The organism is Pseudonocardia autotrophica (assembly GCF_003945385.1).
Taxonomy (GTDB): domain Bacteria; phylum Actinomycetota; class Actinomycetes; order Mycobacteriales; family Pseudonocardiaceae; genus Pseudonocardia; species Pseudonocardia autotrophica.
Window position 1 is genome coordinate 1,466,963 of record NZ_AP018920.1, and the last position, 25,333, is coordinate 1,492,295.

General features: G+C 73.9%; 31 protein-coding genes and 1 tRNA gene. 18 read left to right on the forward strand and 14 right to left on the reverse strand.

What is annotated here, in order from left to right:
• The first annotated feature begins 1 nt into the window (after position 1).
• Both clpS and Pdca_RS07125 read left to right on the forward strand, forming a co-directional pair.
• Positions 2-310: an ATP-dependent Clp protease adapter ClpS gene (gene clpS / locus Pdca_RS07120; RefSeq protein WP_085915472.1), complete on the forward strand. Its 309-nt coding sequence runs from the start codon at positions 2-4 to the stop codon at positions 308-310.
• A 22-nt stretch (positions 311-332) separates the two neighbouring features.
• Complete coding sequence (locus tag Pdca_RS07125; protein WP_085915471.1) at positions 333-884, forward strand: DUF2017 domain-containing protein; 552 nt, start codon at positions 333-335, stop codon at positions 882-884.
• A 130-nt stretch (positions 885-1,014) separates the two neighbouring features.
• On the opposite strand, the gene Pdca_RS07130 is transcribed toward Pdca_RS07125, so the two are convergent.
• A complete protein-coding gene (locus tag Pdca_RS07130) occupies positions 1,015-2,709 on the reverse strand; it encodes a bifunctional metallophosphatase/5'-nucleotidase (RefSeq protein ID WP_085915470.1) in 1,695 nt (564 codons plus the stop codon).
• Positions 2,710-2,843: 134 nt separating this feature from the next.
• Between Pdca_RS07130 and Pdca_RS07135 the strand changes: the two genes are divergently transcribed.
• The 10 genes from Pdca_RS07135 (at position 2,844) to Pdca_RS07180 (ending at position 9,462) form a co-directional block, all read left to right on the forward strand.
• Positions 2,844-3,338, forward strand: a complete 495-nt coding sequence (locus tag Pdca_RS07135) for a M67 family metallopeptidase (protein WP_232021448.1) — start codon at positions 2,844-2,846, stop codon at positions 3,336-3,338.
• A gap of 114 nt (positions 3,339-3,452) precedes the next feature.
• On the forward strand, positions 3,453-3,728 hold the full coding sequence (locus Pdca_RS07140) for a MoaD/ThiS family protein (protein ID WP_085915485.1): 276 nt from the start codon (positions 3,453-3,455) through the stop codon (positions 3,726-3,728).
• Between the two features lie 87 nt (positions 3,729-3,815).
• Positions 3,816-4,766 (forward strand): PLP-dependent cysteine synthase family protein, encoded by a 951-nt coding sequence (locus Pdca_RS07145; protein WP_085915484.1) that lies wholly within the window; start codon positions 3,816-3,818, stop codon positions 4,764-4,766.
• A 51-nt stretch (positions 4,767-4,817) separates the two neighbouring features.
• Complete coding sequence (locus tag Pdca_RS07150; RefSeq protein ID WP_085915483.1) at positions 4,818-5,432, forward strand: rhomboid family intramembrane serine protease; 615 nt, start codon at positions 4,818-4,820, stop codon at positions 5,430-5,432.
• Positions 5,429-6,301 carry a glutamate racemase gene (murI, locus tag Pdca_RS07155; protein ID WP_085915469.1) on the forward strand — a complete coding sequence of 291 codons (873 nt, stop codon included), beginning with the start codon at positions 5,429-5,431 and terminating at the stop codon, positions 6,299-6,301. The genes Pdca_RS07150 and murI overlap by 4 nt, the downstream gene beginning before the upstream one ends.
• Positions 6,298-6,663, forward strand: coding sequence for a hypothetical protein (locus Pdca_RS07160; RefSeq protein ID WP_085915468.1), 366 nt, complete (start codon positions 6,298-6,300; stop codon positions 6,661-6,663). Before murI ends, Pdca_RS07160 begins: the two co-directional genes overlap by 4 nt.
• The gene (locus Pdca_RS07165; protein ID WP_166665908.1) at positions 6,656-7,063 is read left to right on the forward strand and encodes a hypothetical protein; all 408 of its coding nucleotides are present in this window, start codon (positions 6,656-6,658) and stop codon (positions 7,061-7,063) included. The genes Pdca_RS07160 and Pdca_RS07165 overlap by 8 nt, the downstream gene beginning before the upstream one ends.
• An 8-nt stretch (positions 7,064-7,071) precedes the next feature.
• Entirely contained in the window at positions 7,072-7,857 is a 786-nt protein-coding gene (locus Pdca_RS07170) for an MBL fold metallo-hydrolase (RefSeq protein WP_085915481.1), read from the forward strand.
• A 22-nt stretch (positions 7,858-7,879) separates the two neighbouring features.
• On the forward strand, positions 7,880-8,683 hold the full coding sequence (gene rph / locus Pdca_RS07175) for a ribonuclease PH (RefSeq protein WP_085915467.1): 804 nt from the start codon (positions 7,880-7,882) through the stop codon (positions 8,681-8,683).
• Positions 8,680-9,462 carry a non-canonical purine NTP pyrophosphatase gene (locus tag Pdca_RS07180; protein ID WP_085915466.1) on the forward strand — a complete coding sequence of 261 codons (783 nt, stop codon included), beginning with the start codon at positions 8,680-8,682 and terminating at the stop codon, positions 9,460-9,462. Before rph ends, Pdca_RS07180 begins: the two co-directional genes overlap by 4 nt.
• Positions 9,463-9,671: 209 nt before the next feature.
• On the opposite strand, the gene Pdca_RS07185 is transcribed toward Pdca_RS07180, so the two are convergent.
• Positions 9,672-10,076: a carboxymuconolactone decarboxylase family protein gene (locus Pdca_RS07185; protein WP_085915465.1), complete on the reverse strand. Its 405-nt coding sequence runs from the start codon at positions 10,074-10,076 to the stop codon at positions 9,672-9,674.
• Between the two features lie 91 nt (positions 10,077-10,167).
• Between Pdca_RS07185 and Pdca_RS07190 the strand changes: the two genes are divergently transcribed.
• Complete coding sequence (locus Pdca_RS07190; RefSeq protein WP_085915464.1) at positions 10,168-10,833, forward strand: TVP38/TMEM64 family protein; 666 nt, start codon at positions 10,168-10,170, stop codon at positions 10,831-10,833.
• Position 10,834: 1 nt separating this feature from the next.
• Here the strand turns inward: Pdca_RS07190 and Pdca_RS07195 are convergent.
• The 3 genes from Pdca_RS07195 to bcp form a co-directional block, all read right to left on the reverse strand.
• Positions 10,835-10,907: transfer RNA gene (locus Pdca_RS07195), tRNA-Leu, on the reverse strand.
• On the reverse strand, positions 10,898-11,548 hold the full coding sequence (locus Pdca_RS07200) for an HNH endonuclease (protein WP_085915463.1): 651 nt from the start codon (positions 11,546-11,548) through the stop codon (positions 10,898-10,900). Before Pdca_RS07200 ends, Pdca_RS07195 begins: the two co-directional genes overlap by 10 nt.
• 39 nt (positions 11,549-11,587) lie before the next feature.
• Positions 11,588-12,055, reverse strand: coding sequence for a thioredoxin-dependent thiol peroxidase (bcp, locus tag Pdca_RS07205; RefSeq protein WP_085915480.1), 468 nt, complete (start codon positions 12,053-12,055; stop codon positions 11,588-11,590).
• 243 nt (positions 12,056-12,298) lie between these two features.
• Here bcp and Pdca_RS07210 point away from each other — a divergent pair, with 243 nt between their 5' ends.
• Positions 12,299-12,520, forward strand: coding sequence for a DUF3618 domain-containing protein (locus tag Pdca_RS07210; protein ID WP_085915462.1), 222 nt, complete (start codon positions 12,299-12,301; stop codon positions 12,518-12,520).
• Positions 12,521-12,536: 16 nt separating this feature from the next.
• Here the strand turns inward: Pdca_RS07210 and Pdca_RS07215 are convergent, their stop codons facing one another.
• The 4 genes from Pdca_RS07215 to Pdca_RS07230 form a co-directional block, all read right to left on the reverse strand.
• Positions 12,537-13,733, reverse strand: a complete 1,197-nt coding sequence (locus Pdca_RS07215) for an NAD(P)/FAD-dependent oxidoreductase (protein ID WP_085915461.1) — start codon at positions 13,731-13,733, stop codon at positions 12,537-12,539.
• 91 nt (positions 13,734-13,824) lie between these two features.
• Positions 13,825-14,601 (reverse strand): SigB/SigF/SigG family RNA polymerase sigma factor, encoded by a 777-nt coding sequence (locus Pdca_RS07220; RefSeq protein WP_085915460.1) that lies wholly within the window; start codon positions 14,599-14,601, stop codon positions 13,825-13,827.
• A complete protein-coding gene (locus Pdca_RS07225) occupies positions 14,598-15,029 on the reverse strand; it encodes an ATP-binding protein (RefSeq protein ID WP_085915459.1) in 432 nt (143 codons plus the stop codon). The genes Pdca_RS07220 and Pdca_RS07225 overlap by 4 nt, the downstream gene beginning before the upstream one ends.
• An 81-nt stretch (positions 15,030-15,110) precedes the next feature.
• Complete coding sequence (locus tag Pdca_RS07230; RefSeq protein WP_158092285.1) at positions 15,111-15,530, reverse strand: STAS domain-containing protein; 420 nt, start codon at positions 15,528-15,530, stop codon at positions 15,111-15,113.
• A 161-nt stretch (positions 15,531-15,691) separates the two neighbouring features.
• Between Pdca_RS07230 and Pdca_RS07235 the strand changes: the two genes are divergently transcribed.
• Both Pdca_RS07235 and Pdca_RS07240 read left to right on the forward strand, forming a co-directional pair.
• Positions 15,692-17,995, forward strand: a complete 2,304-nt coding sequence (locus Pdca_RS07235) for a SpoIIE family protein phosphatase (RefSeq protein WP_125911292.1) — start codon at positions 15,692-15,694, stop codon at positions 17,993-17,995.
• 275 nt (positions 17,996-18,270) lie between these two features.
• Positions 18,271-18,837 carry a hypothetical protein gene (locus Pdca_RS07240; protein ID WP_085915457.1) on the forward strand — a complete coding sequence of 189 codons (567 nt, stop codon included), beginning with the start codon at positions 18,271-18,273 and terminating at the stop codon, positions 18,835-18,837.
• A 204-nt stretch (positions 18,838-19,041) separates the two neighbouring features.
• Here Pdca_RS07240 and Pdca_RS07245 read toward each other — a convergent pair whose 3' ends face one another.
• From Pdca_RS07245 to Pdca_RS07255, 3 genes are all read right to left on the reverse strand, one after another.
• On the reverse strand, positions 19,042-19,365 hold the full coding sequence (locus Pdca_RS07245; RefSeq protein WP_085915456.1) for a WhiB family transcriptional regulator: 324 nt from the start codon (positions 19,363-19,365) through the stop codon (positions 19,042-19,044).
• Between the two features lie 232 nt (positions 19,366-19,597).
• Positions 19,598-20,044 carry an anti-sigma factor antagonist gene (locus Pdca_RS07250; protein WP_085915455.1) on the reverse strand — a complete coding sequence of 149 codons (447 nt, stop codon included), beginning with the start codon at positions 20,042-20,044 and terminating at the stop codon, positions 19,598-19,600.
• Between the two features lie 220 nt (positions 20,045-20,264).
• Positions 20,265-21,677, reverse strand: coding sequence for a hypothetical protein (locus Pdca_RS07255; RefSeq protein ID WP_085915454.1), 1,413 nt, complete (start codon positions 21,675-21,677; stop codon positions 20,265-20,267).
• A 190-nt stretch (positions 21,678-21,867) separates the two neighbouring features.
• On the opposite strand from Pdca_RS07255, the gene cds1 reads away from it, so the two are divergent.
• Positions 21,868-22,971 (forward strand): L-cysteine desulfhydrase Cds1, encoded by a 1,104-nt coding sequence (gene cds1, locus Pdca_RS07260; RefSeq protein WP_456300193.1) that lies wholly within the window; start codon positions 21,868-21,870, stop codon positions 22,969-22,971.
• A gap of 5 nt (positions 22,972-22,976) precedes the next feature.
• Here the strand turns inward: cds1 and Pdca_RS07265 are convergent, their stop codons facing one another.
• Positions 22,977-24,182, reverse strand: coding sequence for an amidase (locus Pdca_RS07265; protein WP_085915453.1), 1,206 nt, complete (start codon positions 24,180-24,182; stop codon positions 22,977-22,979).
• Positions 24,183-24,213: 31 nt separating this feature from the next.
• Entirely contained in the window at positions 24,214-24,606 is a 393-nt protein-coding gene (locus Pdca_RS07270; protein WP_232021449.1) for an STAS domain-containing protein, read from the reverse strand.
• 236 nt (positions 24,607-24,842) lie between these two features.
• Here Pdca_RS07270 and Pdca_RS07275 point away from each other — a divergent pair, with 236 nt between their 5' ends.
• Positions 24,843-25,307, forward strand: a complete 465-nt coding sequence (locus tag Pdca_RS07275) for an acyl-CoA thioesterase (protein WP_085915477.1) — start codon at positions 24,843-24,845, stop codon at positions 25,305-25,307.
• Positions 25,308-25,333: the final 26 nt, after the last annotated feature.

A 25,333-nucleotide genomic window follows, 5' to 3' on the forward strand; every position in this document is an offset into this window, starting at 1 on the left:
CATGACCGCGCCGTCCCCGTCGCCCACCGAGCAGGTCTCGCCGGACGTCGACCCGGATGTCGACGACGCCGCCTCCCCCGACACCCCGTGGCAGGCCATCGTGTGGAACGACCCGGTCAACCTCATGTCGTACGTCACGTACGTGCTGCAGAAGGTCTTCCACTATCCCGAGCCCAAGGCGAACGCGCTGATGCTCGACGTCCACCACAAGGGCCGGGCCGCGGTGTCCTCGGGCGACAAGGACACCGTCGAGGGGCACGTCGCGCAGCTGCACGCGGCCGGCCTGTGGGCCACCATGCAGCGCACATGAGATCGGCTATGAGGTACCGCACATGAACGGCTGGAAGCGCAGCGGCCGCGGCGAGCGGGTCCGGTACTCCTCCGGGTTCTCCGGCGAGGAGGCGGCCGTGCTGCGCGGCCTGTTCAGCGAGGTCCGGCAGATGCTCGCCGGCCGCGCCGCACTCGCGCCCACCGACGAGCTCGCCGAGCTGACCGGGATCCGCACCGGCCCGACCACCCGGCCCACCGACCGGGTGCTGGCCCGGCTGCTCCCCGACTTCACCACCGAGGACTCCGATCTCGCCGGCGGCATGCGGTCGCTGCACGAGCCGGGCCTGATCGAGGCGAAGGACGCCGCGGCGGAGACCGTGCTCGACACGCTGCCCGAGGCGGGGGGCCGGATCGAGCTCACCACCGGGCAGGCCGACTCCTGGCTGGCCGCGCTGAACGACGTCCGGCTGGCACTGGGCACCGCGCTCGACGTGAGCGAGGAGATGCCCGAGCAGTTGCCCGACGACGATCCCCGGGCCCAGCACCTCGGCGTCTACCACTGGCTGACGTTCGTCCAGGACTCGTTGGTCCGGGTCCGGCTCAAGGCGCTGTAGCCGACCAGGCACCGCCCCGGAGAGCACCGGGCCGGAAACCGCGGTGGTGAACCCGGTGTCGGTACCGACGGCGAGCACCACGAGCTCGGCGGCGGTCGGCTCCCGGAGCAGGCACTGGCGCGGCCGGTCGTCAGTCGCGGGTGACCCGGTCGGTCGGCGGCGGCGCGAGCCCGGGGGAAGCCTCCAGGTGCGCGACGAACGCGTCCAGGTCGACCGGCCCGCCCACCAGGTCGGTGCCAGCGGTGAAGGCGTCGAACCCGTCACCCCCGGCGGACAGGAAGTTGTTCACCGCCACCCGGTAGGTCCCGGCGTCGGTCACCGGGGCGCCGTCCAGCTCGATGCCGGTGACCCGGTCGCCGGCGACCGAGTAGCGCACGTTCGACGACGTCTGCAGGACCGTCGGTCCGTCGTCCACCGTGAACTGCTGGTCCAGCACGGCCCGCAGCTGCGCGCCGGTGAGCGTCATCGTCTGCAGGATGTTGCCGAACGGCTGAACCGTGTAGGCCTGCCCGTAGGTCACCCGGCCGTCCGGGCCCGGCACCAGATCGGCCCGGACACCGCCCGGGTTGGTCAGCGCCAGCTGCGCGCCGTCGCCGCGGGATGCGGCCAGCTGCGCGTCGGCGATCACCGTCCCGAGCGGCGAGAGCCCGGATGCCTCGGCGGCCCGGGGCAGCGGCGCGGCGAGCGTGCCGACCGGCCGCTGCGCGAGCGGCTCCGATCCCCGCACTGCGGCGTCGACGATCCGCTGCGCGGCCGGATCCGGCTCGATGTCGCGGCTGACGATCTCGTTGCGCGCGGTGGTCGCGGCGCGGTCGACGTCGCCGTCGCCGGTCAGCGCCAGGTCGACCACCGACAGCAGCCGCCCGAACGACAGACCCTGCACGAACGGCCGCTGCTCCCCGGCCGGGTCGGTGACGCTGCACACGTACTGCTGGTGCGAGTGCGCCGAGAACACGGCGTCGACGTCGGCGGAGACGCCCGCCGCGATCGCCGATCCGGGCCCGTCCGGCTCCAGCGCGCAACTGCCCGGGCCGCCGCCGTCGGATCCGGTCCCGTCGCCCTGGTGCACCAGCAGCACCTGGGCCCGCACCCCCTGCGCGGTCAGCTCCCGGGAGGCGGCGTCGACGGCGGCGATCTCGTCGCCCACCTCGATGCCGCGGATCCCGTCCGGTGACACCAGATCGGGCAGCTCGGTCAGGGTGGCGCCGATGACGCCGAGCCGGGTCCCACCGACGTCGAGCACGGTGTGCGCCGGCAGCGCGGGAGAGCCGGTCCGGGCGTCGTCCGCCCCGCCCGTCGAGGTGAGGTTCGCGGCCAGCACCGGGAACGACGCGCCGTCGTGGGCCGGGCCGAACCGGCAGCCCCCGGCCGGACGGCAGCCGCCGGAAACCAGCCGCCGCAGCTCGTCGATGCCCTCGTCGAACTCGTGGTTGCCCGCCGCGGAGGCGGCCACCCCCATCGCGTCCAGGAGCTCGATCGTCGGCTCGTCGTGGAACAGCGCGGACGTCAGCGGGGACGCGCCGACGTTGTCCCCGGCGGAGAGCAGCACGCTCGAGGGCTGCTCGGCGCGCAGCCGTTCCACGTGCGCGGCCAGGAACGCGGCGCCGCCCGCCTCGACTTGCGTGCCGTCGTCGGCGGTCACCTCCGCCGACGAACCGGACGGCGGTTCCAGGTTCCCGTGCAGGTCGTTGAACGCGATCACCCGGACCACGCCGGGTCCGGAGCCGCCCCGCGAGCCGATGTCGGTGCCCAGCGCCGCCGCGAGGACCAACGCGAACACCGCTGCGAGGACGAGGCCGGTACGGCGACCGGATGCGACGGGCATGCCCGGCAGTATCGCGACGCAACACCGCGCGCGCCGTGGGCGGTATCACAACCGGCCGTGACGACCCGGTGAACGTCGTCTCCCGGCGCCCGGGGATGTGGGGTTCCGCGCGAGCGCCCCGTATCGTGATCGGCGTGCTGGCCATCCGAGCGGACCTCGTCGACGAGATCGTCGCGCACGCCCGGCGGGACTTCCCGCTGGAGGCGTGCGGCCAGCTCGTCGGTCCGGACCCCGGTGAGCATCCCGAGCGCTACGTCCCGATGACCAACGCCGACGAGATCGAGAGCGATTTCGCCTTCTCCCCGGCCGAGGACATCCGGCTGGAGCGCGCGCTCGACGCCGCCGGGGAGCGCCGCATGCTGGTCGTGCACTCGCACACCCGCGTCCCGCGCCGGCCGCTGACCGACAGCGGACTGCCCGAGGCGTATCCCTCGGTGAAGGACATCGCACAGATGGAGTGGACGCCCGACCAGCACTGGCTGATCGTGGCCCTCTCCACCGCCGACGCCCGTCCCGAGATCCGTTCCTTCCACCTCACCGACGGTGCGGTGGTGGAGGACGAGCTGGCGGTCGTGGAGTCGTACATGTTCGCCCACACCGGGTCCGACGACGTCCCCGACCGGAGCTGATCCACCCTCCCCCCGCACCCGCGCGGGCGAGGTCGCGCGGGAATGTCGCCGGACGCCGGTTGCGTTGCCGCGTACAGAGCACGTCCGAGCAACCGACCAGGAGTGATCACCGAGATGGCCGTCTCCGTCTCCATCCCCACCATTCTTCGCACGCACACCGGCGGTGAGAAGACCGTCGAGGCGAAGGGTGACACCGTCTCCGCGGTCATCGACGACCTGGATGCGCGGCACAGCGGCATCAAGGACCGTCTGATCACCGACGGCAAGCTGCACCGCTTCGTCAACATCTACGTCGACGACGAGGACGTCCGCTTCGCCGGTGGCCTGGAGGCCCCGGTCAAGGAGTCGTCCACGCTCACCATCCTCCCGGCCGTCGCCGGCGGGCACTAGACCAGCTCGCGGGACCCCCAGAGCTGAGGATCCGGATCCCGGGTGCCGGGCGGGTTCACCCGCCCGGCACCGGTCCGTGAGGAGGACCTGTTGCGTTACGACTCGCTGCTGGACGCCGTCGGCGACACCCCGCTGGTCGGGCTGCCGTCGCTGTCGCCGTCCGACGACGTGCGGCTCTGGGCGAAGCTGGAGGACCGCAACCCCACCGGCTCGATCAAGGACCGCCCCGCGCTGGCGATGATCGAGGACGCGGAGAAGCAGGGCCTGCTCACCCCCGGCTGCACCATCCTGGAGCCGACCTCGGGCAACACCGGCATCTCGCTGGCGATGGCCGCCCGGCTCAAGGGCTACGAGATCGTCTGCGTGATGCCGGAGAACACCTCCGCCGAGCGTCGCCAGCTGCTCGCCATGTACGGCGCGCAGATCATCTCCTCGCCGGCGGCCGGCGGCTCCAACCAGGCCGTCGCCGTCGCCAAGCAGCTGGCCGCGGAGCACCCGGAGTGGGTGATGCTCTACCAGTACGGCAACCCGGCCAACACCGACGCGCACTACCGCGGCACCGGCCCGGAGATCCTGCGCGACCTGCCCTCGATCACCCACTTCGTGGCCGGGCTGGGCACCACCGGCACCCTCGTCGGGGCCGGCCGGTACCTGCGCGAGCACAAGCCGGACGTCCAGATCGTCGCCGCCGAGCCGCGCTACGGCGAGCTCGTCTACGGGCTGCGGAACCTCTCCGAGGGGTTCGTCCCCGAGCTGTACGACGAGACCGTGCTGACCGGCCGGTTCTCGGTCGGCAGCTACGACGCGCTGCGCCGCACCCGCCAGCTCGTCGAGCAGGAGGGGATCTTCGCCGGGATCTCGTCCGGGGCGATCCTGCACGCGGCGCTGGGCGTCGCGAACAAGGCGCTCGACGCCGGCGAGCGGGCCGACGTCGTGATCATCATCTGCGACGGTGGGTGGAAGTACCTGTCCACCGGCGCCTATTCGGGCGATCTCGGTTCCGCCGCACAGAACATCGACGGGCATCTCTGGGCCTGAGCGCACGGGAGGACGGGCGAATCCGGCATGCCCGCCGGTACCGTCGGTGGCATGACCGCACTCCCGTCCGGCCGGGCTCCCGCCCGGGTGCTCCCGCCCGCGCCGAAACGGGCCGCGGCCGTCATGCTGCTGTTCACCGCGGCGCTCTACCTGTTCGAGGCCATCGACGTCGCCTCCGGCCAGACCGTGCAGATGGCGGGCGCGATCTACCCGCGCGACACGGCGGGGCTCGCCGGGATCCTCACCGCCCCGCTGCTGCACGACGACTGGGCGCACCTGCTCGCGAACACCCTGCCGTTCCTGATCTTCGGGTTCCTCGCGATGTCCGGCGGGATCGCCCAGTGGTTCTCGGTCACCGCCACGATCTGGGTGGTCAGCGGCCTCGGGGTCTGGCTGGTCTCGCCCGCGCCGGTGATCGGTGCCTCCGGCATCGTGTTCGGCTGGTTCCTGTTCCTGCTGGCCCGCGGCTTCTACGCGCGCAACGGGCGGCAGGTGCTGCTCGCCGTGGTGCTGTTCCTGTTCTGGGGCTCGCTGCTGTGGGGCGTGCTGCCCTCCGATCCGTCGGTGTCCTGGCAGGGCCACCTGTTCGGGGCGATCGGCGGCGTCGTCGCGGCGTCCTGGGTGGCGAAGGCCGATCGGCGCTCCGCACCTACCCTGAGGGCGTGAGCAGCACCCGGGACGGCGGCCAGGATCTCGACGCACCGATCGGGATCTTCGACTCCGGGGTCGGCGGGCTCACCGTCGCCCGCTCGGTGATCGACCTGCTGCCCGCCGAGCAGGTCGTCTACGTCGGCGACACCGCGCACAGCCCGTACGGGCCGAAGCCGATCGCGCAGGTCCGGCGGCACGCGCTCGCGATCGGCGACGAGCTCGTCGAATCCGGGGTGAAGGCGCTGGTCATCGCCTGCAACACGGCCTCGGCGGCCTGCCTGGCCGACTTCCGTGAGCGCTACCGGGTGCCGGTCGTGGAGGTGATCCGGCCGGCCGTCCGGCGGGCGGTCGCGACCACCCGCAACGGACGGGTCGGCGTCATCGGGACGGCCGGGACGATCGCGTCGGGTGCCTATCCCGACGCGTTCGAGGCCGCACCGGGCGTCGAGGTCACCTCGGTGGCCTGCCCGCGGTTCGTCGACTTCGTCGAGCGCGGGACGACCAGCGGGCGGCAGGTGCTCGGTGTCGCCGAGGGCTACCTGGAGCCGCTGCAGCGCGCCGGGGTGGACACCGTGGTGCTGGGCTGCACGCACTACCCGCTGCTGACCGGGGTGCTGGAGATCGTGCTCGGCCCGGACGTGACGCTGGTGTCCTCGGCCGACGAGACCGCCCGCACCCTGGTGCGCACCTTGCACGCCCGCGACCTGCTGCGCGACGGCGCCGACGACACCGTGCCGCCGCAGCCGCACCGCTTCCTCGCCACCGGCGACCCGGAGCCGTTCCGGCGGCTCGGCCGCCGGTTCCTCGGCCCCGAGATCGGCGCGGTGGTCGGCAGAGCCGGTGCACGGGCCGCCGACCCGGCCGGGGTAACGTCGCGGCCGTGATCGGTGCGCTGGTACTGGTGATCACGGTGGCCCTCGCGGCCACCGCGTTGTTCGGCCTGGTCACCACGGTGACCGGCAGGCCGCCGGGGCGGGTGCATCGGGTCGCCGTCGGGGTCTGCGAGGCGCTGGTCGTGGTGCAGGCCGCCGTCGCGGCCTACCTGGTGCTCGTCGACGGCGTCACCCTCCCCGAGCAGACCACCTTCCTGATCTACCTGGCCGTCGCGATCTGCGTCATGCCGATCGCGTTGCAGTTCGCCACCGCCGAGCCCAGCCGGTGGGGCGGCGCGGTGATCGCCGCCGGCGCGATCGGCACCCTGGTCGCAGTGCTGCGCCTGCAGGGCCTCTGGATCCCCGGTGCCTGACGGCGACGTGCGGGCGACGGCGACCGGCCCCGGCCGGGTGCTGATCGCCGTCTACGGCATCTTCGCGCTCGCCGCGACGGCCCGGGCCGGGGTGCAGATCGCGGAACGCTTCGACGAGGCCCCGCTGGCGTACTCGCTGTCCGCCGTGGCGGGCGTCGTCTACGTACTGGCGACGATCGGGCTCGCCGGCACCGGCCCGTGGTTCCGCAGGCTCGCCTGGTGCGCGGTGGTCTTCGAGATGATCGGGGTGCTGGTCGTCGGCGCGGTCACGCTGTTCGTGCCGAGCGACTTTCCGCGGGAGACGGTCTGGTCGTACTTCGGCATCGGCTACGGCTTCGTGCCGCTGGTGCTGCCCTTCGTCGGGATCTGGTGGCTGCGGCGCACTGCGCGAACGGGTTAGTGTCGCGCATGCGGCTGATCGTGCTCGGGTGCTCCGGCAGCGGCCCCGGTCCCGAGTCCCCTGCCTCCGGTTATCTGGTGGAGGCGGGCGGCACCCGCCTCACCCTCGATCTCGGCAACGGCACTCTGGGTGCGCTGCAGCGCCATCTCGACCCGTGGTCGCTGGACGCGGTCGTCTTCAGCCACCTGCACGCCGATCACTGCTCGGACTTCGCCTCGCTGGTCGTGCACCGCCGCTACCACCCGCGGCCGCCGTTCGACGCCGCCGCGTCGCCGCTGCCGGTGTACGCGCCCGCCGGGGCCCACGACCGGTTCGCCCGCGCCTACGCGCCCTCCGATGACGAGCTCGCCGGGACCGACCTCACCGACGTCTTCACCTTCCACGATCTCGCCGCCGGGGGCACCCACACGATCGGCACCGGCGCCGACGAGGTGCGGGTGAGCGCGTTCGGGGTGGTCCACCCGTGCCCGGCGTTCGCGCTGCGGATCGAGCACGGCAGGCGGGTCCTCACCTACTCCGGCGACACCGGTGCCTGCCCCGGTCTCCTCGACGCCGCCCGCGACGCCGACCTGCTGCTGTGCGAGGCGAGCTGGCCGCACGGTGAGCACAATCCGCCCGGGGTGCACCTGTCCGGGCGGGAGGCCGGCGAGCACGCCGCCACCGCCGGTGCGCGCCGGCTGGTCGTCACGCACGTCCCCGCCTGGTACGACCGCGACGAGCTGGCCGGCGAGGCGGCGGCCGCGTTCGACGGGCCGGTCGAGGCCGCGACGCCGGACGCGGTCTTCGACGTCTGAACCCGCTTCCTACGATGGGTGGGTGACACGAGTAGAGGGCAGAGCGGACGGACGGGCTGACGACGAGCTGCGCCCCGTGACGATCACCAGGGGCTTCCAGAAGCACCCGGCCGGATCGGTGCTGGTGGAGTTCGGTGACACGAAGGTGCTCTGTGCGGCGAGCGTGACCGATGGTGTCCCGCGGTGGCGGAAGGGATCCGGCCTCGGCTGGGTGACCGCCGAGTACGCGATGTTGCCCTCGTCGACCGACACCCGGTCGTCGCGGGAGTCGGTGAAGGGCCGGGTCGGCGGCCGCACGCACGAGATCTCCCGGCTGATCGGCCGGTCCCTGCGCGCCTGCATCGACCTGCGGGCGCTCGGCGAGAACACGATTGCGATCGACTGCGACGTGCTACAGGCCGACGGTGGCACCCGCACCGCGGCGATCACCGGCGCCTACGTGGCGCTCTGCGACGCCGTCAGCTGGCTCGGTGAGCACGGCAAGCTGTCGGATCCCAAGCCGATCTCCTGCCAGGTGGCTGCGGTGTCGGTGGGTGTGGTCGACGGCCGGGTCCGGCTCGACCTGCCCTACTCCGAGGACTCGCGGGCCGAGGTCGACACCAACGTCGTCGCCACCGAGACCGGGACGCTGATCGAGGTCCAGGGCACCGGCGAGGGCGCCACCTTCGCCCGCAAGACCCTCGACGCGATGCTCGACTCGGCGCTGTCCGGGATCGAGACGCTGGCCCGGATGCAGGTCGAGGTGCTCGCCCAGCCGCACCCCAAGCTGGTGGCGGAGCGGGCGGCCACGACCGAGGCGGCCCCCGCCGAGGACGGCGCCGAGTGACCCGGGTGCTGCTCGCGACCCGCAACGCGAAGAAGCTCGTCGAGCTGCGCCGGATCGTCGACGCGGCCGGGCTCGACGGCATCGAGATCCTCGGTCTCGCCGACGTCGACGAGTTCCCGGAGGCCCCGGAGACCGGGGCGACGTTCGCCGAGAACGCCCTCGCGAAGGCCCGGGACGCGGCCCTCGCCACCGGGCTGCCGGCGATCGCCGACGACTCGGGGATCACCGTCGACGCGCTGAACGGGATGCCGGGGATCTTCTCCGCCCGCTGGGCAGGCAGGCACGGCGACGACGAGGCCAACCTGCGGCTGCTGCTCGGGCAGACCGAGGACGTGCCCGACGAGCGGCGCGGTGCGGCGTTCGTGTGCGCCGCCGCGCTGGTGACGCCGGACGGCGCCGCCGCACCGCTGCTCCCGGAGGGCGGCGCCGGACCGGACAGCGCCGGGCCGGACAGCGCCGGACCGGACAGCGCCGGGCCGGACAGCAGTGGGCCGGGTAGCGCCGGGCAGGACAGCAGTGGGCCGGGCAGCGGCGGGCCGGGTAGCGGCGGGCCGGGCACCGGAGACGGTGTCCCGGGCCGGATCGTCGTGCACGGCACCTGGCGGGGGACGCTGCTGCGGGCCCCGCGCGGCGACAACGGGTTCGGCTACGACCCGATCTTCGCCCCGGAGGGGGAGAACCGCTCATCGGCTGAGCTGTCCGCGCAGGAGAAGGACGGCGCGTCGCACCGCGGGCTCGCCCTGCGCGTCCTGGTCCCGCACCTGCGGGCCGGGCTCTGAGGTTCGGGCCCTGAGGTTCGGGCTCTGAGGTTCGGGCGCTGAAAGTCTGTCCCCGGGGCCGGTGTACCGGCCCCGGGGCTGTGCCAACCGGGGCTGTGCCAACCGGGGCTGTGCCAACCGGGGCTGTGCCAACCGGGCCTGTGCCAACCGGGCCTGTGCAACCGGGCCTGTGCGACCGGGCCCCAGGGCGCTGTGCGGCCGCGCCCGGTTCACTCCGGGGGCGGCTCCGCCAGCACCCGCTGGGCGATCTTGAACGCCGAGTTGGCGGCCGGGACGCCGCAGTAGATCGCGGTCTGCAGCAGGATCTCGACGATCTCACCGTCGGTCAGCCCGTTGCGGCGGGCCGCACGCAGGTGCATCTCCAGCTCCGCCCAGTGCCCGTGCGCGATCAGCGCGGTCAGCGTCACCGCGGAGCGCATCCGGCGCTCCAGACCCGGCCGCGTCCAGATCTCGTTCCAGGCGTAACGGGTGATCAGCTGCTGGAACTCCGCGGTCGTCGCGTCGGTGTTCGCCAGTGCCGCGGCGACGTAGTCGGCACCGAGCACCTCACGGCGCACGGCGAGGCCGTCGGGGTCCAGCTCGGAGGGATCGATCCCGTCGTTCGCAGTGCTCATGACCGAAGCCTCTCATGACCGGATGGGTGGTTCGTCCTGCAACGAGAGGCGTGACGCCGGTCGCGTCGGTGGCCTGAGTACCGTTCGGGCCGTGCGGTGGTGGCGTCCCCTTCTCGGCTGTCTCGGGCTGGTGCTCGTGGTCAGCATCGTGGTGATGGTGGCGCGCGCCTACGGGCTGTCCGTGGTGCCGCAGTTCGGCGAGGTGCGCCGGGTCGTCGAGGCGGCCGGTCCCTGGGGGCCGGTGGTGTTCGTGCTGCTCCAGGTGCTGCTGAACGTGCCGCCGTTCCCGCGCACGGTGTTCACCGTCTCCGCCGGTGTCCTGTTCGGCGCGGTCGTCGGCACCGCGTTGGCGATCATCGCGACGGCGCTGGCGGCGGTGGTCGCGTTCGCGCTCGTCCGGCTCACCGGCGGCGGGATCATCGGGCGCTGGGCCGAGCACCCCCGCGCGCTGTGGGTCCGGCGACGCCTCGACCATCACGGCACGCTCGCCGTCACGTCGATGCGGCTCATCCCGATGGTGCCGTTCGCAGTGATGAACTACCTGTCCGGGCTGTCGGCGGTGCGCTTCTGGCCGTACCTGATCGGGACGGTGGTCGGGTCCACGCCGAGCACCATCGCGATCGTGACGCTCGGCGACGCGGTCACCGGGCACGTGAAGCCGTCGCTGTTGCTGGTCTCGGCGCTGTGCGGGGTGGTGGGGCTGATCGGGGTGGTCGTGGCGGCCCGCCGGCCGATCCCGGAGGAACCCGCGAGCTGAGTGCCGGCGACGGGAGTCGAACCCGCACTGTCGGCCACCTAAAGACCGTGCCTCTGCCGTTGGGCTACGCCGGCTTGCTCTTGCGCGCGCACCAGGTGTCGGTGAGCGCGTGGCAGTTCGGGCACAGAATACGGAGGTTCTCCAGCCGGTTGTCGGTGTGGTCGCCGTTGACGTGGTCGAGATGCAGCGGCAGCGGACGCCCGCGCCACTCGGCCGCCCCACACTGCTCACAGTGGGCCGGTTTGAGCCCGGCCGAGATCAGCCGGCGGCGCAGATGGCCGGTGCTGCGGTGAGGTGAGTTGCGGACCAGGATCTCCTCGAGCGGCCGCGCCGTCCGCGTTCGCACCGACCGGCCCCTGGCCCAGCTCCGGCCACGGAAGTGCGTGATGTCCAGTCCGAGCCGCCGGATGTGCCCGACGACCAGCCGGTGGGTGCCGCCGCTGGGCTGGTAGCCGAGCCCGCGCAGCACCGCCGCGACGGTGTCGGAGCGGCGGACCAGATCGGTGAGCTGCTCGTCGGTCCAGTGGTGCCGGCGGCGCCCCGCGGCTGCGTCCGGGATGTGCCCGGCATCGGCCCCGACCCGCACGATGTGCGCCCGCAACCAGTCGTAGCGGCCCGGCCGGATACCGAGCCGCCGGCACACCTCGCTCAACCGGTGGGAGGCGGCCACCGCCGCGCGGAGCTGCTCGTCGGTCCACCGGCGGGCGCGCGGCATCAGGCACCGCCGCCGCCCGCCGGGCGGACCGCCGGCACGTCAGATCTTCCAGTCCTTGCGGAGCTTGGCGACGTGGCCGGTGGCGCGGACGTTGTACTTCGCGTCCTCGATCGTGCCGTCCTCGCCGATCAGGAACGTCGAACGGATCACGCCGGTCACGGTCTTGCCGTACATGGTCTTCTCGCCGAACGCGCCCCATGCGGTGAGGACCGACCGGTCCGGGTCGGACAGCAGCGGGAAGGTGAGCCCCTCGGCGTCACGGAACGTCGCGAGCTTCGCCGGCTTGTCGGGGGAGATGCCGAGGACGTCGATCCCGGCGCCGTCGAGCTCGGCGAGATTGTCCCGGAAGTCGCAGGCCTGCTTGGTGCAGCCGGGGGTGCTCGCGGCCGGGTAGAAGTAGACGATCACCTTGCGGCCCCGGTGATCGGAGAGCGAGACGGGCTTGCCGTCGGCGTCGTCGAGGGTGAAATCGGGGGCGGGATCGCCCGCCTGCAACCGGGTACTCATGACGGCCAGCCTGCCACCCGGTGCCCGCCGCGCCACGGCGAGTGCACAGGCTGTGGACAACTCCGTCGGCTGGGTGCCGGTTGTGGACGCACGCGGCCCGTCGCGAGCGGGTACGGGACACGGTGGCTACGGTGTGGACCACGCCGCCCGCGTGGAGCCAGGCCTTCCGGTTCCGCGGGGCGGCGAGCAGCAGGAGAGTCCCGGGCGCGCGACATGCGCACCGGCCGAGTCGGAGGAGACGTGGTGGCCCGCGACCCCGAGAACATCCAGCGCGAGATCGAGAAGACCCGGGATGCGCTGGCCGACAGTCTGGACGCGTTGGCGGACCGGGCGAACCCGAAGAACCTGATCGAGGGTGGCCGGGAGCAGATCGCCGAGAAACTGGCCGACCCGAAGATCAAGTACACGCTGATCGCGGTGGGCGCGCTGGTCGGTCTGGTCGTTATCCGGTCGATCTTCCGCTGAGCGTCGGCGGCCCGGCTCAGGTCAGGGTGTCCCGGAACTCCAGGGTCGCTGCGCGGTCGGCCCGCGCCGCCAGCGGCTTGCGATAGCGGGCGATCCGCCGCGCCGCCCCGAATCCGACGACGGCGACCAGCTCGCCCCCGCGCAGGTAGCCGACGGTGGTGCCCTTGATCTCGCCGCCGTCGAGGCCGTCGCCGTGCAGTGGCAGCAGCTCGTCGGCGAGGTCCGGCCGCCCGATCAGCTGGATCTTCAGCCCGAACTGGTCCGACCAGAAGTAGGGCACGGTCGGCGGCGGGGGCTCGGCCCCGGTGATGTCCCGGGCGACGACCGCGGCCTGGTCGGTGGCCGAGGTCCAGTGCTCGTGCCGGACCCGCCCGCCGAAATGCGGATCGGTCCAGGCGGCGGCGTCGCCGACCGCCCAGACGCCGGTCAGCCCCTCGACCCGGCCGTGCTCGTCGCACGGGATCCCGCCGGTCAGGTCCAGGCCGGTCGGCTCCAGCCAGCCCAGGTCGAGCCTGCCCCCGATCCCGACGACGGTCTGGTCGGCGGTCACCGCGGAACCGTCGGACAGGGTCGCGCCGGTCTCGGTCAGGGCGGACACGGTCACGCCGCAGCGCAGGTCGGCACCGGCCTCGGACACCAGCCGCGCGGCGAGCGCACCCACCTCGGAGCCCAGCACCCTGGCCATCGGGACCGGGCCGGTCTCCAGCACGGTCACCGCCAGCCCGCGGTTCAGGGCGGTGCTCGCCACCTCGGCGCCGATGAACCCGGCCCCGACGACCAGCAGCGACGACGCCTGCGCGAGTGCGTCGCGCAGCGTGTCGGACTCGTCGACGCTGCGCAGGACGTGTGCCGAGGGCGGCTGACCGTCGAGCGTGCGCGCGACGACGCCGACCGCGAGCACGATCGCGTCGGCGTGCAGGGTGCTGCCGTCGTCGAGCTCGACCTCGCCGGCGCGCAGCGCGACGGCGCGGCGCCCGAGGTGCATCCGCACACCCAGCTCGGTGAGCCCCTCGGCGGCGATCAGATCGATCCGGGCGCGGTCCCACTCGCCGGCCAGGTACTGCTTGGACAGCGGTGGCCGGTCGTAGGGGAGGTGCTTCTCGGCGCCGACCAGGCTGATCCGGCCGTCGTGCCCGGCCCGGCGCAGCCCCTCCACGGTGCGCAGGCCGGCCAGGCCGGCTCCGACGACCAGTACGTGCTCCGGTCCAGTCACCGGGCCCCCTCCACGATCGGCGCCGGCTCCGCTGCCGGTCAGCTCGGGATGATTTTCGTCGTCCCCCGCCCGTTTCGTGCGGGGGCGTTGGTCACAGTGTCCGGTCGTCCGGATCCAGCCGGTTCCGGAGCCGGGTCAGGGTCTGCGACAGCAGCCGGGAGACGTGCATCTGGGAGATGCCGACCTCGTCCGCGATCTGGGTCTGGGTGCGGTTGCCGAAGAACCGCAGCATCACGATGGTGCGTTCGCGCGGTGCCAGCTCGGCGAGCAGCGGGCGCAGCGACTCGCGGTAGTCGACCCGGTCGAGTTCGGCGTCGGCGTCACCGACGAGCTCGCCGACGGTGGCGCTGCCGTCCTCGGAGGAGAGCATCTCGTCGAGCGAGGAGCTGCGGTACGCCTCGGCGGCCTCGAGGCCCTGCAGGACCTCGTTGACCGGGAGATCGAGGTGCTGGGCCAGCTCGGAGGGCTTCGGCGCCCTGCCGAGCCGCTGGGACAGCTCGGAGACCGCGCCGTTGATCGAGACGTGCATGTCCTTGAGACGCCGCGGCACCCGCATCGACCAGCTCTGGTCGCGGAAATGCCTGCGCACCTCGCCGGAGATGGTGGGCACGGCGAACGAGAAGAACTCGCCGCCCTTGGCCGGATCGAACCGGTCGATCGCGTTGATCAGGCCGACGGTCGCGACCTGGACCAGGTCGTCGAGCGGCTCACCTCGGTGGTTGAACCGGCGCGCGATGTGCTGGGCGACCGGCAGGTAGCCGGTGACCAGCTGGTCCCGCAGGGCCTCACGGCGCGGGTCGTCGGCGTCGAGACCGGCGTACTGCTCGAGGAGCGGTGTGAGGTGCGCGTACTCGGGATCCGCCGTCACAGTCCGGGCCCGGCGAGCTTGTGCAGCCGGATGGTGAGCGCCGGGCGGCCCCCGTCCCCCTCACCGGTCTCGACCGCGACCTGGTCGGCGAGTGTCTGGAGTACCCGCCAGCCGAAGCTGTCGGTGGGGAGGTCGGTGGTCTCACCGGTGGACACCTGTGCGGCGACGTCGATCCGTTCGCCGTGCACGTCGAAGGTGCATCGCAGGGACGAGCCGGGTGCGGCGAGCCCGACCAGGGTCGCGCAGGCCTCGTCAACCGCCATCCGGAGATCGGAGATGGCGTCGAGATCGAAGTCGGCGCGGGCCGCGAGATCGGACGCGACGGCCCGCACCGTCGGGATCAGCGCAGGCCGGGCCGCCGTCCGGATCTCGACCGTCGGCGCGCTGCCCTGGTCGGCGGGAACGCTCGGGGAGTCCTCCTGGGCCACGCTGGACGTCCTTTCATCGGCTCGGTGTCGGTGCTGGATGATGGCGCGCCGCGGCGCTGCGTGCAGGCCGGGGGAGCGGTGTCACGGCCCGGGGATCCCGGCCCGGTCCCCGACCACGGTGAACAGCTGGGCGGAACCGGTGACCTCGAGCGGGCGGAGCACCGCCCGGCTGGTCGCCACCACGAACAGCCTGCGGTCGTCGCGGGCCGCCTGGCGCGCGGTGTGGATCAGCGCCCCGAGCCCGCTGGAGGCGAGGAAGGTGACCCCCTCGAGATCGATCGCGATCTGCCGGTCGGCGCGCTCCAGGAGGTCGTCGAGGGCGGCGCCGAGATGCGGTGCGGTGAGCGTGTCGATCTCACCGGAGACGCTCAGCACGGTGAGATCGCTCCGGGGGGAGGAGAAGGACAGCTTCAGGCCGCCGGGGAGGGCGGCGTGCTGTCCTGCCGGCTCGCCGTCGTCCCTGGACGGCTGCGCCGGTGTCGATCCGGGCAGGGGGATCACCTCCAGTCGGTCGCGTTGCCGCGTCGACTCCTCGGGCGCCCCCGCCGTGGTCTCGACGGGGCCTTGCGAGCATGGTCGTCGCCGCCCCGGAGGGCGGCGGCCTGACGATACCGGCCGGTCCCGGCGGGCCACGGTGGGCGCCTGGCTCTAGGCTCGTCGGGGTGAGCTCCCGGTACCCCGACGCCGGTACGGACGCCGCCGGCCCGCAGCCCGGCCCGCCGCCCGACGACGCCGTCGGCAGGGCCGTCGACCAGGCCGTCGCGCTGTCCGGCGGGCTCCTCGGCGACCAGCTCGGCGAGCAGCCCAGCAGGCCGCAGCTGCCGCACGTCCGCGGTGGCACCAGGGTCGCCGTGCTGATGATCGACATCGAGCGGCGGCGGATCGTCTACGCCAACACCACCGCGCTGGAGCTCCCCGGGGAGCCGGTGGCGCTGCCGGCCGATGTCCGGGAGTGGGCGGAGATCGTCCGGCTGACCGACCCGGACGGCCGGGAGTACCCGGACGGGGCCTCCCCACTGGACCGGATCGCGGCGGGGGAGCAGGTGCCGGGGGAGCCGGTGGCGCTGCACGGCCCGGCGCTGGTGCCCGACCGCGAGGGTGTGCCGGTGGACGGCGGCAGCGGCGCGACCGCCGTGACCGCCCTGGTCTGGATCACCGGGTTCGCGCTGGCCGATCCGGCCGAGGGGGTCACCGACACCTATCACGCCGGGAACTCCCGGGCGCTGGTCGTGCTGCTCCCGCTGGCCGGGTCCGGGACCCGGGACCGGGACCGGATGGAGTTCCTGCGGGATCGCGCGGTGCTGGCCACCGAGATGTCCTTCACGATCTCCGACCCGCACCGCGACGACGACCCGCTGGCCTGGGTGAACCCGTCGTTCGAGCGGTTGACCGGGTACCCGCTGGACGAGGTCATCGGCCGCAACTGCCGGTTCCTGCAGGGGCCGAACACCGACCGCGGCGCCGTGGCCCGGATCGCGCGTGCGCTGCGTGAGCGACGTCCGGTCACCGAGGTGCTGCTGAACTACCGGCGCGACGGTACGGCGTTCTGGAACCAGATCTCGGTGTCCCCGGTGCTCGACGGGGACGGCCGGCTGGTCAACTTCGTCGGGGTGCAGAGCGACGTCACGGAGCGGGTGATCGTCGAGCAGGAGCGGCGGGCGGCGCTGGCCGAGGCCGAGGAGGCACGGGCCCAGCTGCGCCTGCTCGCCGAGGCCACCACGCAGATGACCTCGGCTTTCGACGTCGGTGACGTCTGCACCCGGTTCGCCCGGATCGCGGTGCCCGAGCTCGCCGACCTGTGCACCGTGGATCTGCTCGACTCGCCGGACGGCGACAGCCGCCGGCGCCTCGGCGTGGCCGCCAGGGACGCCTCCGACGAGGAGCTCCTGGTGCGGCCCGGGCCGCTGCGCACGCTCCGGCTCGAGGAGCCGGCCGCGGCGGCGATGCGGGCGGGCCGGCCGTACCTGATCGGGGAGCTGCCCGAGGACGGCCGGGACGCGCACCCGGACGACCCGGTGGCGGCGCAGGAGTACGAGCGGCTGCGGTTGCGCAGCGCGATGGTGGTCCCGATGCTGGGCCGCGGGCGGGTGCTGGGGCTGGTCACCTTCCACACCCAGTTCCCGTACGGCCGCCGCTACACCCACCGCGACCTGCACCTGGCGTCCGACCTCGCCGGTCGGGCCGGGTTGGCGCTGGACAACGCCCGGCTCTACGAGGTGGAACGGGCGGCCGCCGCGACCCTGCAGCACAGCCTGCTGCCCGCGCTGCCGGAGGTGCCCGGCATGCACGTCGCGGCCCGCTACGTGGTGGGCGCGGACGGCAACCAGGTCGGCGGCGACTGGTACGACGTGCTGCCGCTGCCGGACGGTTCGGTCGGCGCCGCGGTCGGTGACGTCGTCGGGCACGACCTGGCGGCCGCGGCGGCGATGGGCCAGCTGCGCGGTGTGCTGCGCTCCTACGCCTGGGGCGGTGACCGGCCGGGTTCGGTGCTGGACCGCTGCGATCAGCTGGTGCAGGGCCTGGACATCGCCGCGATGGCGACCGCCGTGTACGCGCGGCTGGGCCCGGCGGCCCCGGACGGCTCCCGGGAGCTCACCTACACCAACGCCGGGCATCCCGCGCCGCTGCTGCGTGAGCCGGGCCGTGCGCTCGTCCGGCTGGACGCGCACCACTCACCGATGCTGGGCGCGGTGCCCGCGCTCGGTCGCGCCACCGGGCCGCCCCGGGACGAGGCGACGCTGATCTGTGCGGCCGGGTCGCTGCTCGTCTTCTACACCGACGGCCTGACCGACGTGGCCGGTGAGGACGCCGATGAGCGGGCCGAGCTGCTCGAACGGACCGTCGCGGAACTCCCGCAGGACGCGACGCCGGAGAGCGTGGTGGAGCACGTGCTGGAGACCTGCCGGCCCGAGCGGCTGGACGACGACATCGCGCTGCTGGCGATCCGGCTCGACGACCACGGGTGACCCGGACGGCCGACCGGCGGTCACAGAGCGCATCGCACCGCCCGCCGGACGTGTGAGACCGCTCGTCCGTCCGGCCGCCGATCGGTACCGGTGGCCGTGAGCGGGTGATTTGCGATCACGTGACGCCGACGGCTCGGGGGCGACGGCCGTCGTCGTCGATCCGCTCGCGGCGCATGCGCATCCACTCGTCCGGAAGGGGGTGTGCCCGGTGCGCCGCGGCGCCGCGTCCGCGGTCTAGTGTCCGCCAGGGAGCAGCGGACGGATCCGGAAGGCGCGTGATCGTCGTGGGGCAGGACGTGGCCCGGCCGCGCAGGCTGGTGGCCGTGGCGCTCACCGAGGCCGAGTCCGCCCGGGCCGGAGGGGCGCTGGCCGAGCTGTCCGGCAGCGCCGGTGAGACCGACCTGCTGGTGGTGCGAACCGACCCGGCCGGTGGGCAACGCCTGGTCGCGCCGGCCGACGCGGAGGACTATCCGGGCGACGACGTGGTGTCCGAACCGGACCCGATCACGATGCCGGTCACCCGGGTGCCCTCCGGGAAGGTGCGGCTGCACCGGCTCGGGCTGCGGTGGACGCTGCAGGACGGCGACGAGGAGGATCTCGTCGCCGCGCTGTCCGAGCTCGTCGGCTTCGATCCCGACGAGGACACGTTCTGTGTCGCCCCGGCCCCCGCCGGCGTGGTGGCGGACCCGGAGATCGAGGTGGTCCGGCGCGCCGTCCGCCGGGTCGCCCGGGTGTACGGACTGCCGGTGCTGCCCTACCGGCCGCCGGGCCGGGCCGGGACCGCTCAGGACGACGCCCGGTCGGTATCGGCCGACGGGGCGCCGCTCACCGGCAGCTGCTGACCGGCGGTTGGGCCGGGCCTGGGCCGCTCAGGACGACGCCCGGTCGGTGCCCGCGAGCCCGAACGCCGCTGACCGGCCGCAGCTGACGGGCCGCAGCCGACGGGCAGTAGCGGATCGGCCGTAGCTGACGGGCAGTAGCGGATCGGCCGTCGTTGATCGGTAGTTGCTGATCGGCAGTTGCTGATCAGCAGAGCCGGGGCGGGCTCAGCCCGCGGCGGCGACCAGGCCGGGGGCGTCAGCGGTGCGGACGTTGTCGCGGCGCTCGAGTACCGCGCGCCGCTCGGACTCGCCCAGGCCGCCCCAGACCCCGAACGGCTCCCGGCTCGCCAGCGCGAACCGGCGGCACTCCTGGATCACCGGACAGCTGCGGCAGACCTGCTTGGCCTGCTCGGTGCGACGCGAGCGCGACGGGTTGCGCTCGCCGTCAGGGTGGAAGAAGACGGCGCTGTCCATCCCGCGGCACGCTCCGAGACGCTGCCACTGCCACTCGTCGTCCATCGGGCCGGGAAGCCGGGAAATGTCGCTCACGTGCTCACCTCGTCGATCGGCACCCGGAGGGCGGCTGCTGTTGCCAGTCGGTTCCCGGGGGCGTCCCGCGGCAAACGTGGCCGTCTTCGGGTGCGGCTTGTCGAGAGGTGTCCCGACCCGCCCGGTCATGATGATCCCATCCGTTTCGGGACCATCGACCCTGCTCACGGCGCCGATGCGGCCGGGGGTGCCGGAGCTGTGTGCGAGCGAACTGTGATGCGCGTCACACTCCTCAGGAGTTCAGGGCGGCGGGAACGTCGTCGTGGATGTCGAACAGATGGTGCAGCCCGGCGATCCCGATCGGTCGCAGCACCCGTCGTTCGGTGCAGGCGATCCGCAGCTCGACACCGGTCCGGTGGGCCTGCTCGCGGAGCTCGATCAGCGCGGCCAGTCCGCTGGTGCCGAGGAACCGCACATCGTCGAGGGCCAGCACCACGAGCTCCACCGAGGCGATCCGTTCGGAGACGGCCGCGCGCAGCTCGGGTGCGGTCAGCATGTCCAGCTCACCGCCCACGGTGACCACGACGACGCCCTCGGAGGGGGAGGTGGTCCCGATCTGCAGGCCGTCCGAGTTGTCGGCGTCGTCGGGACCGGTATCCGGTGGGGTGGTATCGGTCCGGGTCGTCCCACCGAGGGAGCCGTCGGCGTTGCCGGGGCCTGGGCGGCGGGAGTCGGTCATTGGCCCGACGGTAGGCACCCCGGTGCGGGTCCGCCACTCGGGAGCAGGAGTGTTGGGCCGTTCGCGGTACCGCCCGGAACGACCGGTGCGCAGCGCAATGGGGCGTCACCGGTGTGCGCGGCGCGGCCACCATCGCTCGGCGATCCGGCACCGGATCGCCGAGCAGGCCTCCGGAGCTGCAGGCCTCAGCAGCAGGCGCGTGGAGCAGTAGAGCTCTGGTTCAGGCCTCCGGGTCCGGTCCGCGCACATCCGCCCCGGCGGCACCCGGCTCGTCCGCGGCCACCGCTCCCGCGGACACCCGGTCGCCCTCCTGGTCGGGGTCCACCGCAGTGCCGCCTGCCGCGTCGCTGCCGAAACCACCGGCCGGGTCGCTGCCGCCGGCCGGGGCGCCGGCCCGGGCCTCGGGTGCGTCCGCGGGCGCCGGCCCGCTCCCGGAGCCACGCTGCGCGGGCAGCGAGACGACGGGCACCGTGACGGGGGGCTGCGGTACTGCGGGCTGCGTGATCGCGGGCTGGGAGACCGGGGGCTGCGAGACGACGGGCGCTGAGAACACCGGCAGCTCACCGGTGTCCGCCCCCGCGGCCGGCCCGGAGCCCGGGGTGGCCGCAGCGGGATCACGCAGGGCGTGCGCGGGGGCCGGACGGGGGCGCGGCGGCACGGAGCCCGCGACCGTCGGCACGGAGCCCGCGACCGTCGGCACGGAGCCCGCGACCGTCGGCACGGAGCCCGCGACCATCGACCCGGAGCCTGTGACCGCCGGGACCGGCCCGGTGTCCGACGACCCCGGACGGGCGGCCTGTGGGTCCGGGCCGCGGACCGCGCCCGTCCCGGGGAGCGGCGGCGCGTCGAGCCGGCCGATCTCGGCACCCAGCAGGGCGTGCACCCGGGCCAGCTCGGCGCGCACGCTGCTGCGCAGGCCGTTCACGTGCGCGTGCATCGACGCGGCGGTGTCCGCGACGAGCTCGCTGTCCCGGCGCGCGGTCGCCCCGGCGGCCATGGCCGCGTCGACCTCGGCCCGGGCGTCGGAGGTGATGCGGATGGCCTCGGTGTAGGCGTCGTCGGTGATCCTGGCGGCCTCGGCACCGGCGTTCTCGCGCAGCGCCGCGGCCTCGGCCTCGGCGTCCCGGAGGCGCTGCGCGGCCTCGTGCTGAGCCATCCGGAGCACCTTGTCGGCACGCATGCCGAACGTCTCCGGCGGCGTCGCACGGGCTCGCTCCAGCTCCGCCGCGAGCGCTTCGGCGCGCCGGACGGCCTCGGCGCGGGCGGTCTCGGCCTCGGTCAGCGCCCGCTCGGCGGCGGCGAGCCGCACCAGCAGCTCCTCGACGGGGGCCGCGGAGCCCTGGCCCGCTGGCTCGGCGCCGTCGCCGTCAGGAGATCCGGCGGGGGTCGTCGCGCCCGCCCGGGCCGCGCTCTCGGTGGAGCGGGTCCGCTCGTCGTCGCGCACATCGTCGGAGTCGGTACCCCCGTCACCGGCCACGCCGCGGTCCGCCTCCGGGGGCACGCCCGGGGTCCCGTCACCGTTCACGTCGCCGTCGGTCCTTCCCGATGCGGTCCCGGAGTGCCTGCGCCCGAGGAGCTCGCTCCACCGGTCCGCCGTGCCGCCCGGACGCCGCTCGCCGCGTACCTTGCTCACGCTGTCCTCACGGTGCGTCAGTGTCGATGTCAGGAGCGTTGTCGAACAGCCCCCGTTCGGCGGACGGATCCGGTCCGGCGGCCGACGGCGGGTGACGGGGCCCTGCACGGTCGACGGGCGGGCCGGGGACCGCCCGGCCCGGGGTGGGTGACGATCTTCTCCGGGCGCCGGAGTCGCCTAGGCTCGGCCCGTGCAGCCCCTCGACCGATCCTGTGCCCGTACCCGCGCCTGGGTGGACGAGGCGATGCGCCGGGTCCAGGCCGACGCGAACCGGTCCGCCGACACCCACCTGCACGTACTGGAGCTGCCCGCCGAGTGGGGCGTGCAGGCCTACCTCAAGGACGAGTCGGTGCACCCCACCGGCAGCCTCAAGCACCGGCTGGCCCGGTCGCTGTTCCTCTACGGGCTGGCCTCCGGCTGGATCGGCGAGGGCACGACCGTGGTCGAGGCCAGCTCGGGATCCACCGCGGTGTCCGAGGCGTACTTCGCGCGGCTGCTCGGGCTGCCGTTCGTCGCGGTGATGCCGCGCTCCACCAGCCCGGAGAAGGTCGCGCTGATCGAGCGCGAGGGCGGCCGCTGCCACTTCGTGGAGCACGGCACCCAGGTCTACGACGAGGCGGAGCGGCTGGCCGCCGAGTCCGGCGGGCACTACCTCGACCAGTTCACCTACGCCGAGCGGGCCACCGACTGGCGTGGCAACAACAACATCGCCGAGTCGATGCTCAGCCAGCTCGCCGACGAGCCGTATCCGGTGCCGGAGTGGATCGTCGTCGGTGCCGGGACCGGCGGGACGTCGGCGACGATCGGCCGCTACCTGCGCTACCGGCGGCTGCCGACCCGGCTCGCCGTCGTCGATCCGGAGAACTCGGCGTTCCTGAACGGCTGGGCGCTCGGCGTGCCCGACTACGCGACCGGTATGCCGTCCCGGATCGAGGGGATCGGGCGGCCCCGGATGGAGCCCAGCTTCGTGCCGTCGGTGATCGACCGGATGTTCCCGGTACCGGACGCGGCCAGCATCGCGGCCGCCCGGCACCTGCGGACGCTCACCGGCCGCTGGGTCGGCGGCTCGACCGGCACCAACCTGTGGGGCCTCTACCAGCTGGTCGCGGAGATGGTCCGGGCCGGGCGGAGGGGCAGCGTCGTGACGCTGATCTGCGACGGTGGCGAGCGGTACCGGCACAGCTACTTCGACGACGACTGGGTCGCCGCGCAGGGCATGGATCTCGCTCCGTACACGGCGACCCTCGAGACGTTCCTGGCCACCGGCCACTGGGAGCCCCCGCCCGCCGGCTGAGGGGTTCAGTCCCCGACGAGCAGTGCCGCGGTCGCCAGCAGCCGGTGTTCCGATCCCGGCCGGCCGACCAGCTGCACACAGGTCCGGCCCGGGCCCGGGTGCACCGGCGTGACCAGCGAGGGCAGCCCGGCCAGGTTCCACGCGGCCAGACCGGTCGATCCGGCGCCCGCCGGGCCCGCGGTGACCGGCAGCAGGGCGGCCTCGGCACCGGCGGCGTCCAGCCAGCCGACCAGGCGCTGCCGCCAGGAGGCGGGGGTGGCTGGCCGGAGCCCGCCGAGGCGGCGCACCCGGCGGCCCCGGCGCAGCGCGCTGCGGGCCGCCCGCGGCAGCTGCGCCGGATCCAGCTGCAGATCCTCGACCCGGCGGGCGAGCCCGGCCTGCCTGCGCCGGGCGCCGTGCACCGGCAGCACGGCCCGGTACGGCGGGTCGTCGGCGACCAGGCCGATCCCGGCGGCGTCGAGCACCCGGATCGCCTCGTGCACCGCGGTGGCGGCGGCCGGTCCGGCGAGCCGGGTCCGCCCGGTACGCAGCGAGCAGACCAGCGACCCGACCGGCTGCCCCGGCTCCGCCCCGCTGGTGTGCCGGGCGTCGGTGGTCAGCGCGTTCAGCACCGGGACCAGGTCGGCCGGGCCCGCAGCGACGAGTGTGGTCTCGGCCAGACCGGACCAGCGGCGTTCCTCACCCGGCGGGAGCGGGAGCACCCGGCGGCCCGGCTTCAGCGCGGCGAGGCCGTGCGCTGCCGCGGCGGCCCGCAGCGCGCCGTCGCCGTCGATACCGATCCCGAGCGGCACGGTCCCGGTGGCGACCGTGGCCGCCGTCGCCCGTCCGCCGGGGGAGCCGTCCGGTCCGATCGCGAACGCGGCGGTGCGGGCCCGGCCGGCGATCAGCGCGCCCGCGGCACGCAGCCTGCGGACCGGTTCGTCGCCGCGCCCGGCGACCGAGATGCCCTCCTCCACCACGACCGCGACGCCGGCGAGCGGCAGCGCGAACCGGTCGGCCCTGCGGTCCACCGCGGTGGCGGCGGCCCGGACGGGGTCGGCGTCGACGGTGATCAGCGGGGAGCCCGAATCGGCGCGGTCGAGGGCGTCGAGCAGCGCGTCGGCGATTCCGGCGGCGCTCCGGCGACCGGCCCGGACGTCGTCGGCGACCACCCGGAGCGGACCGGGCGGTGCCGGGTCCGTGCCGGGGATCTGGGTGCGGGGCGAGCTCATCGTGCCTGCCGGGCGCCCGACCGGAGTCGGGTCATGCCGTCCGGAGCGCCTCCGGGACCCCGTCGGCGACGTCGAACAGGGACAGCAGGCTGGTCGCCTCCAGCGCGCGGGTCACCGCGTGCGAGCCGCAGACGAGCCGCAGCCTGCGGTCGGCGCCCGCGGTCTTCTCCTTGGCCTCGACGAGAGCGGCCAGCCCGGCCGATCCCAGGAACGTCACCCGGGACAGATCCACGACGAGCAGGCTCGCGGACGGGATCTGGTCGGCCAGGCGCTCGGTGAGTACGGGTGCGGTCATCGTGTCGATCTCGCCGTGCACGTGGACGACGACGGCGCCACCCGTGTGCTCGACCACCTCGAAGCGGACGACCTCGCCGACGTCGGGGCCCTGCTCGTCCCCCACCCCGGTGGGCGTCTCACTGCTCATGTGTCTCGTGCTCCCTCGACAGTCGTCGCCGTCGGCGGCCACCCGCGCTCCGCGGGGCCTCACCGTGAGTGACAACCGGCCGCCGTTGCTTGACGTGCCGTTCGTGCTGTTCAGGTCCCACCCTAGTCAGGACGGCCCTTCACCCTACGGCCGCGGTCACGGGTCGCACAAACGTTCCGCGCGCCCGGGTGAGTGAGGTTCCGCCGGCTGCCGGGCGGGATGTCAGGGTGGCGGCCATGAGCGCAGAGCAGCCCGCCCGGTTCGTCGTCCGGATCGGTGTGCGGAGCTATGAGATGGACGTGAACGGGCACGTCAACCACGCCGTCTATCACCAGTACGCCGAGCACGCCCGGATGGAGCACTTCCGCGCGAGCGGACTGTCCGAGGACGTGTTGGCAGGCCGGGAGCTGACCGTCGTCCTGTTGTCGACGACTGTTCACTTCCGCGCCGAGCTGCGCGCCGGGGAGACGCTGGAGGTCGACTCGGAGATCGCCTTCACCCGGCGCAAGCCGTTCACGATGAGTCACCGGATCCGGCGGATCGCCGATCGCGCCGGAACGCCGGTGGACGATCTGGCGGCCGAGGTGGAGTGCACGATGGGCGTGCTCGATGTCGGCACCAGGAGGCTGGTGGCCGATCCGCACGCACGATTGAGCGCGGCCGCCACCGAGCCGGCTCTGCTGGGGCCGGTGCCGGACTGAGCCCGAGTACCGGTGCTGTACTCCCG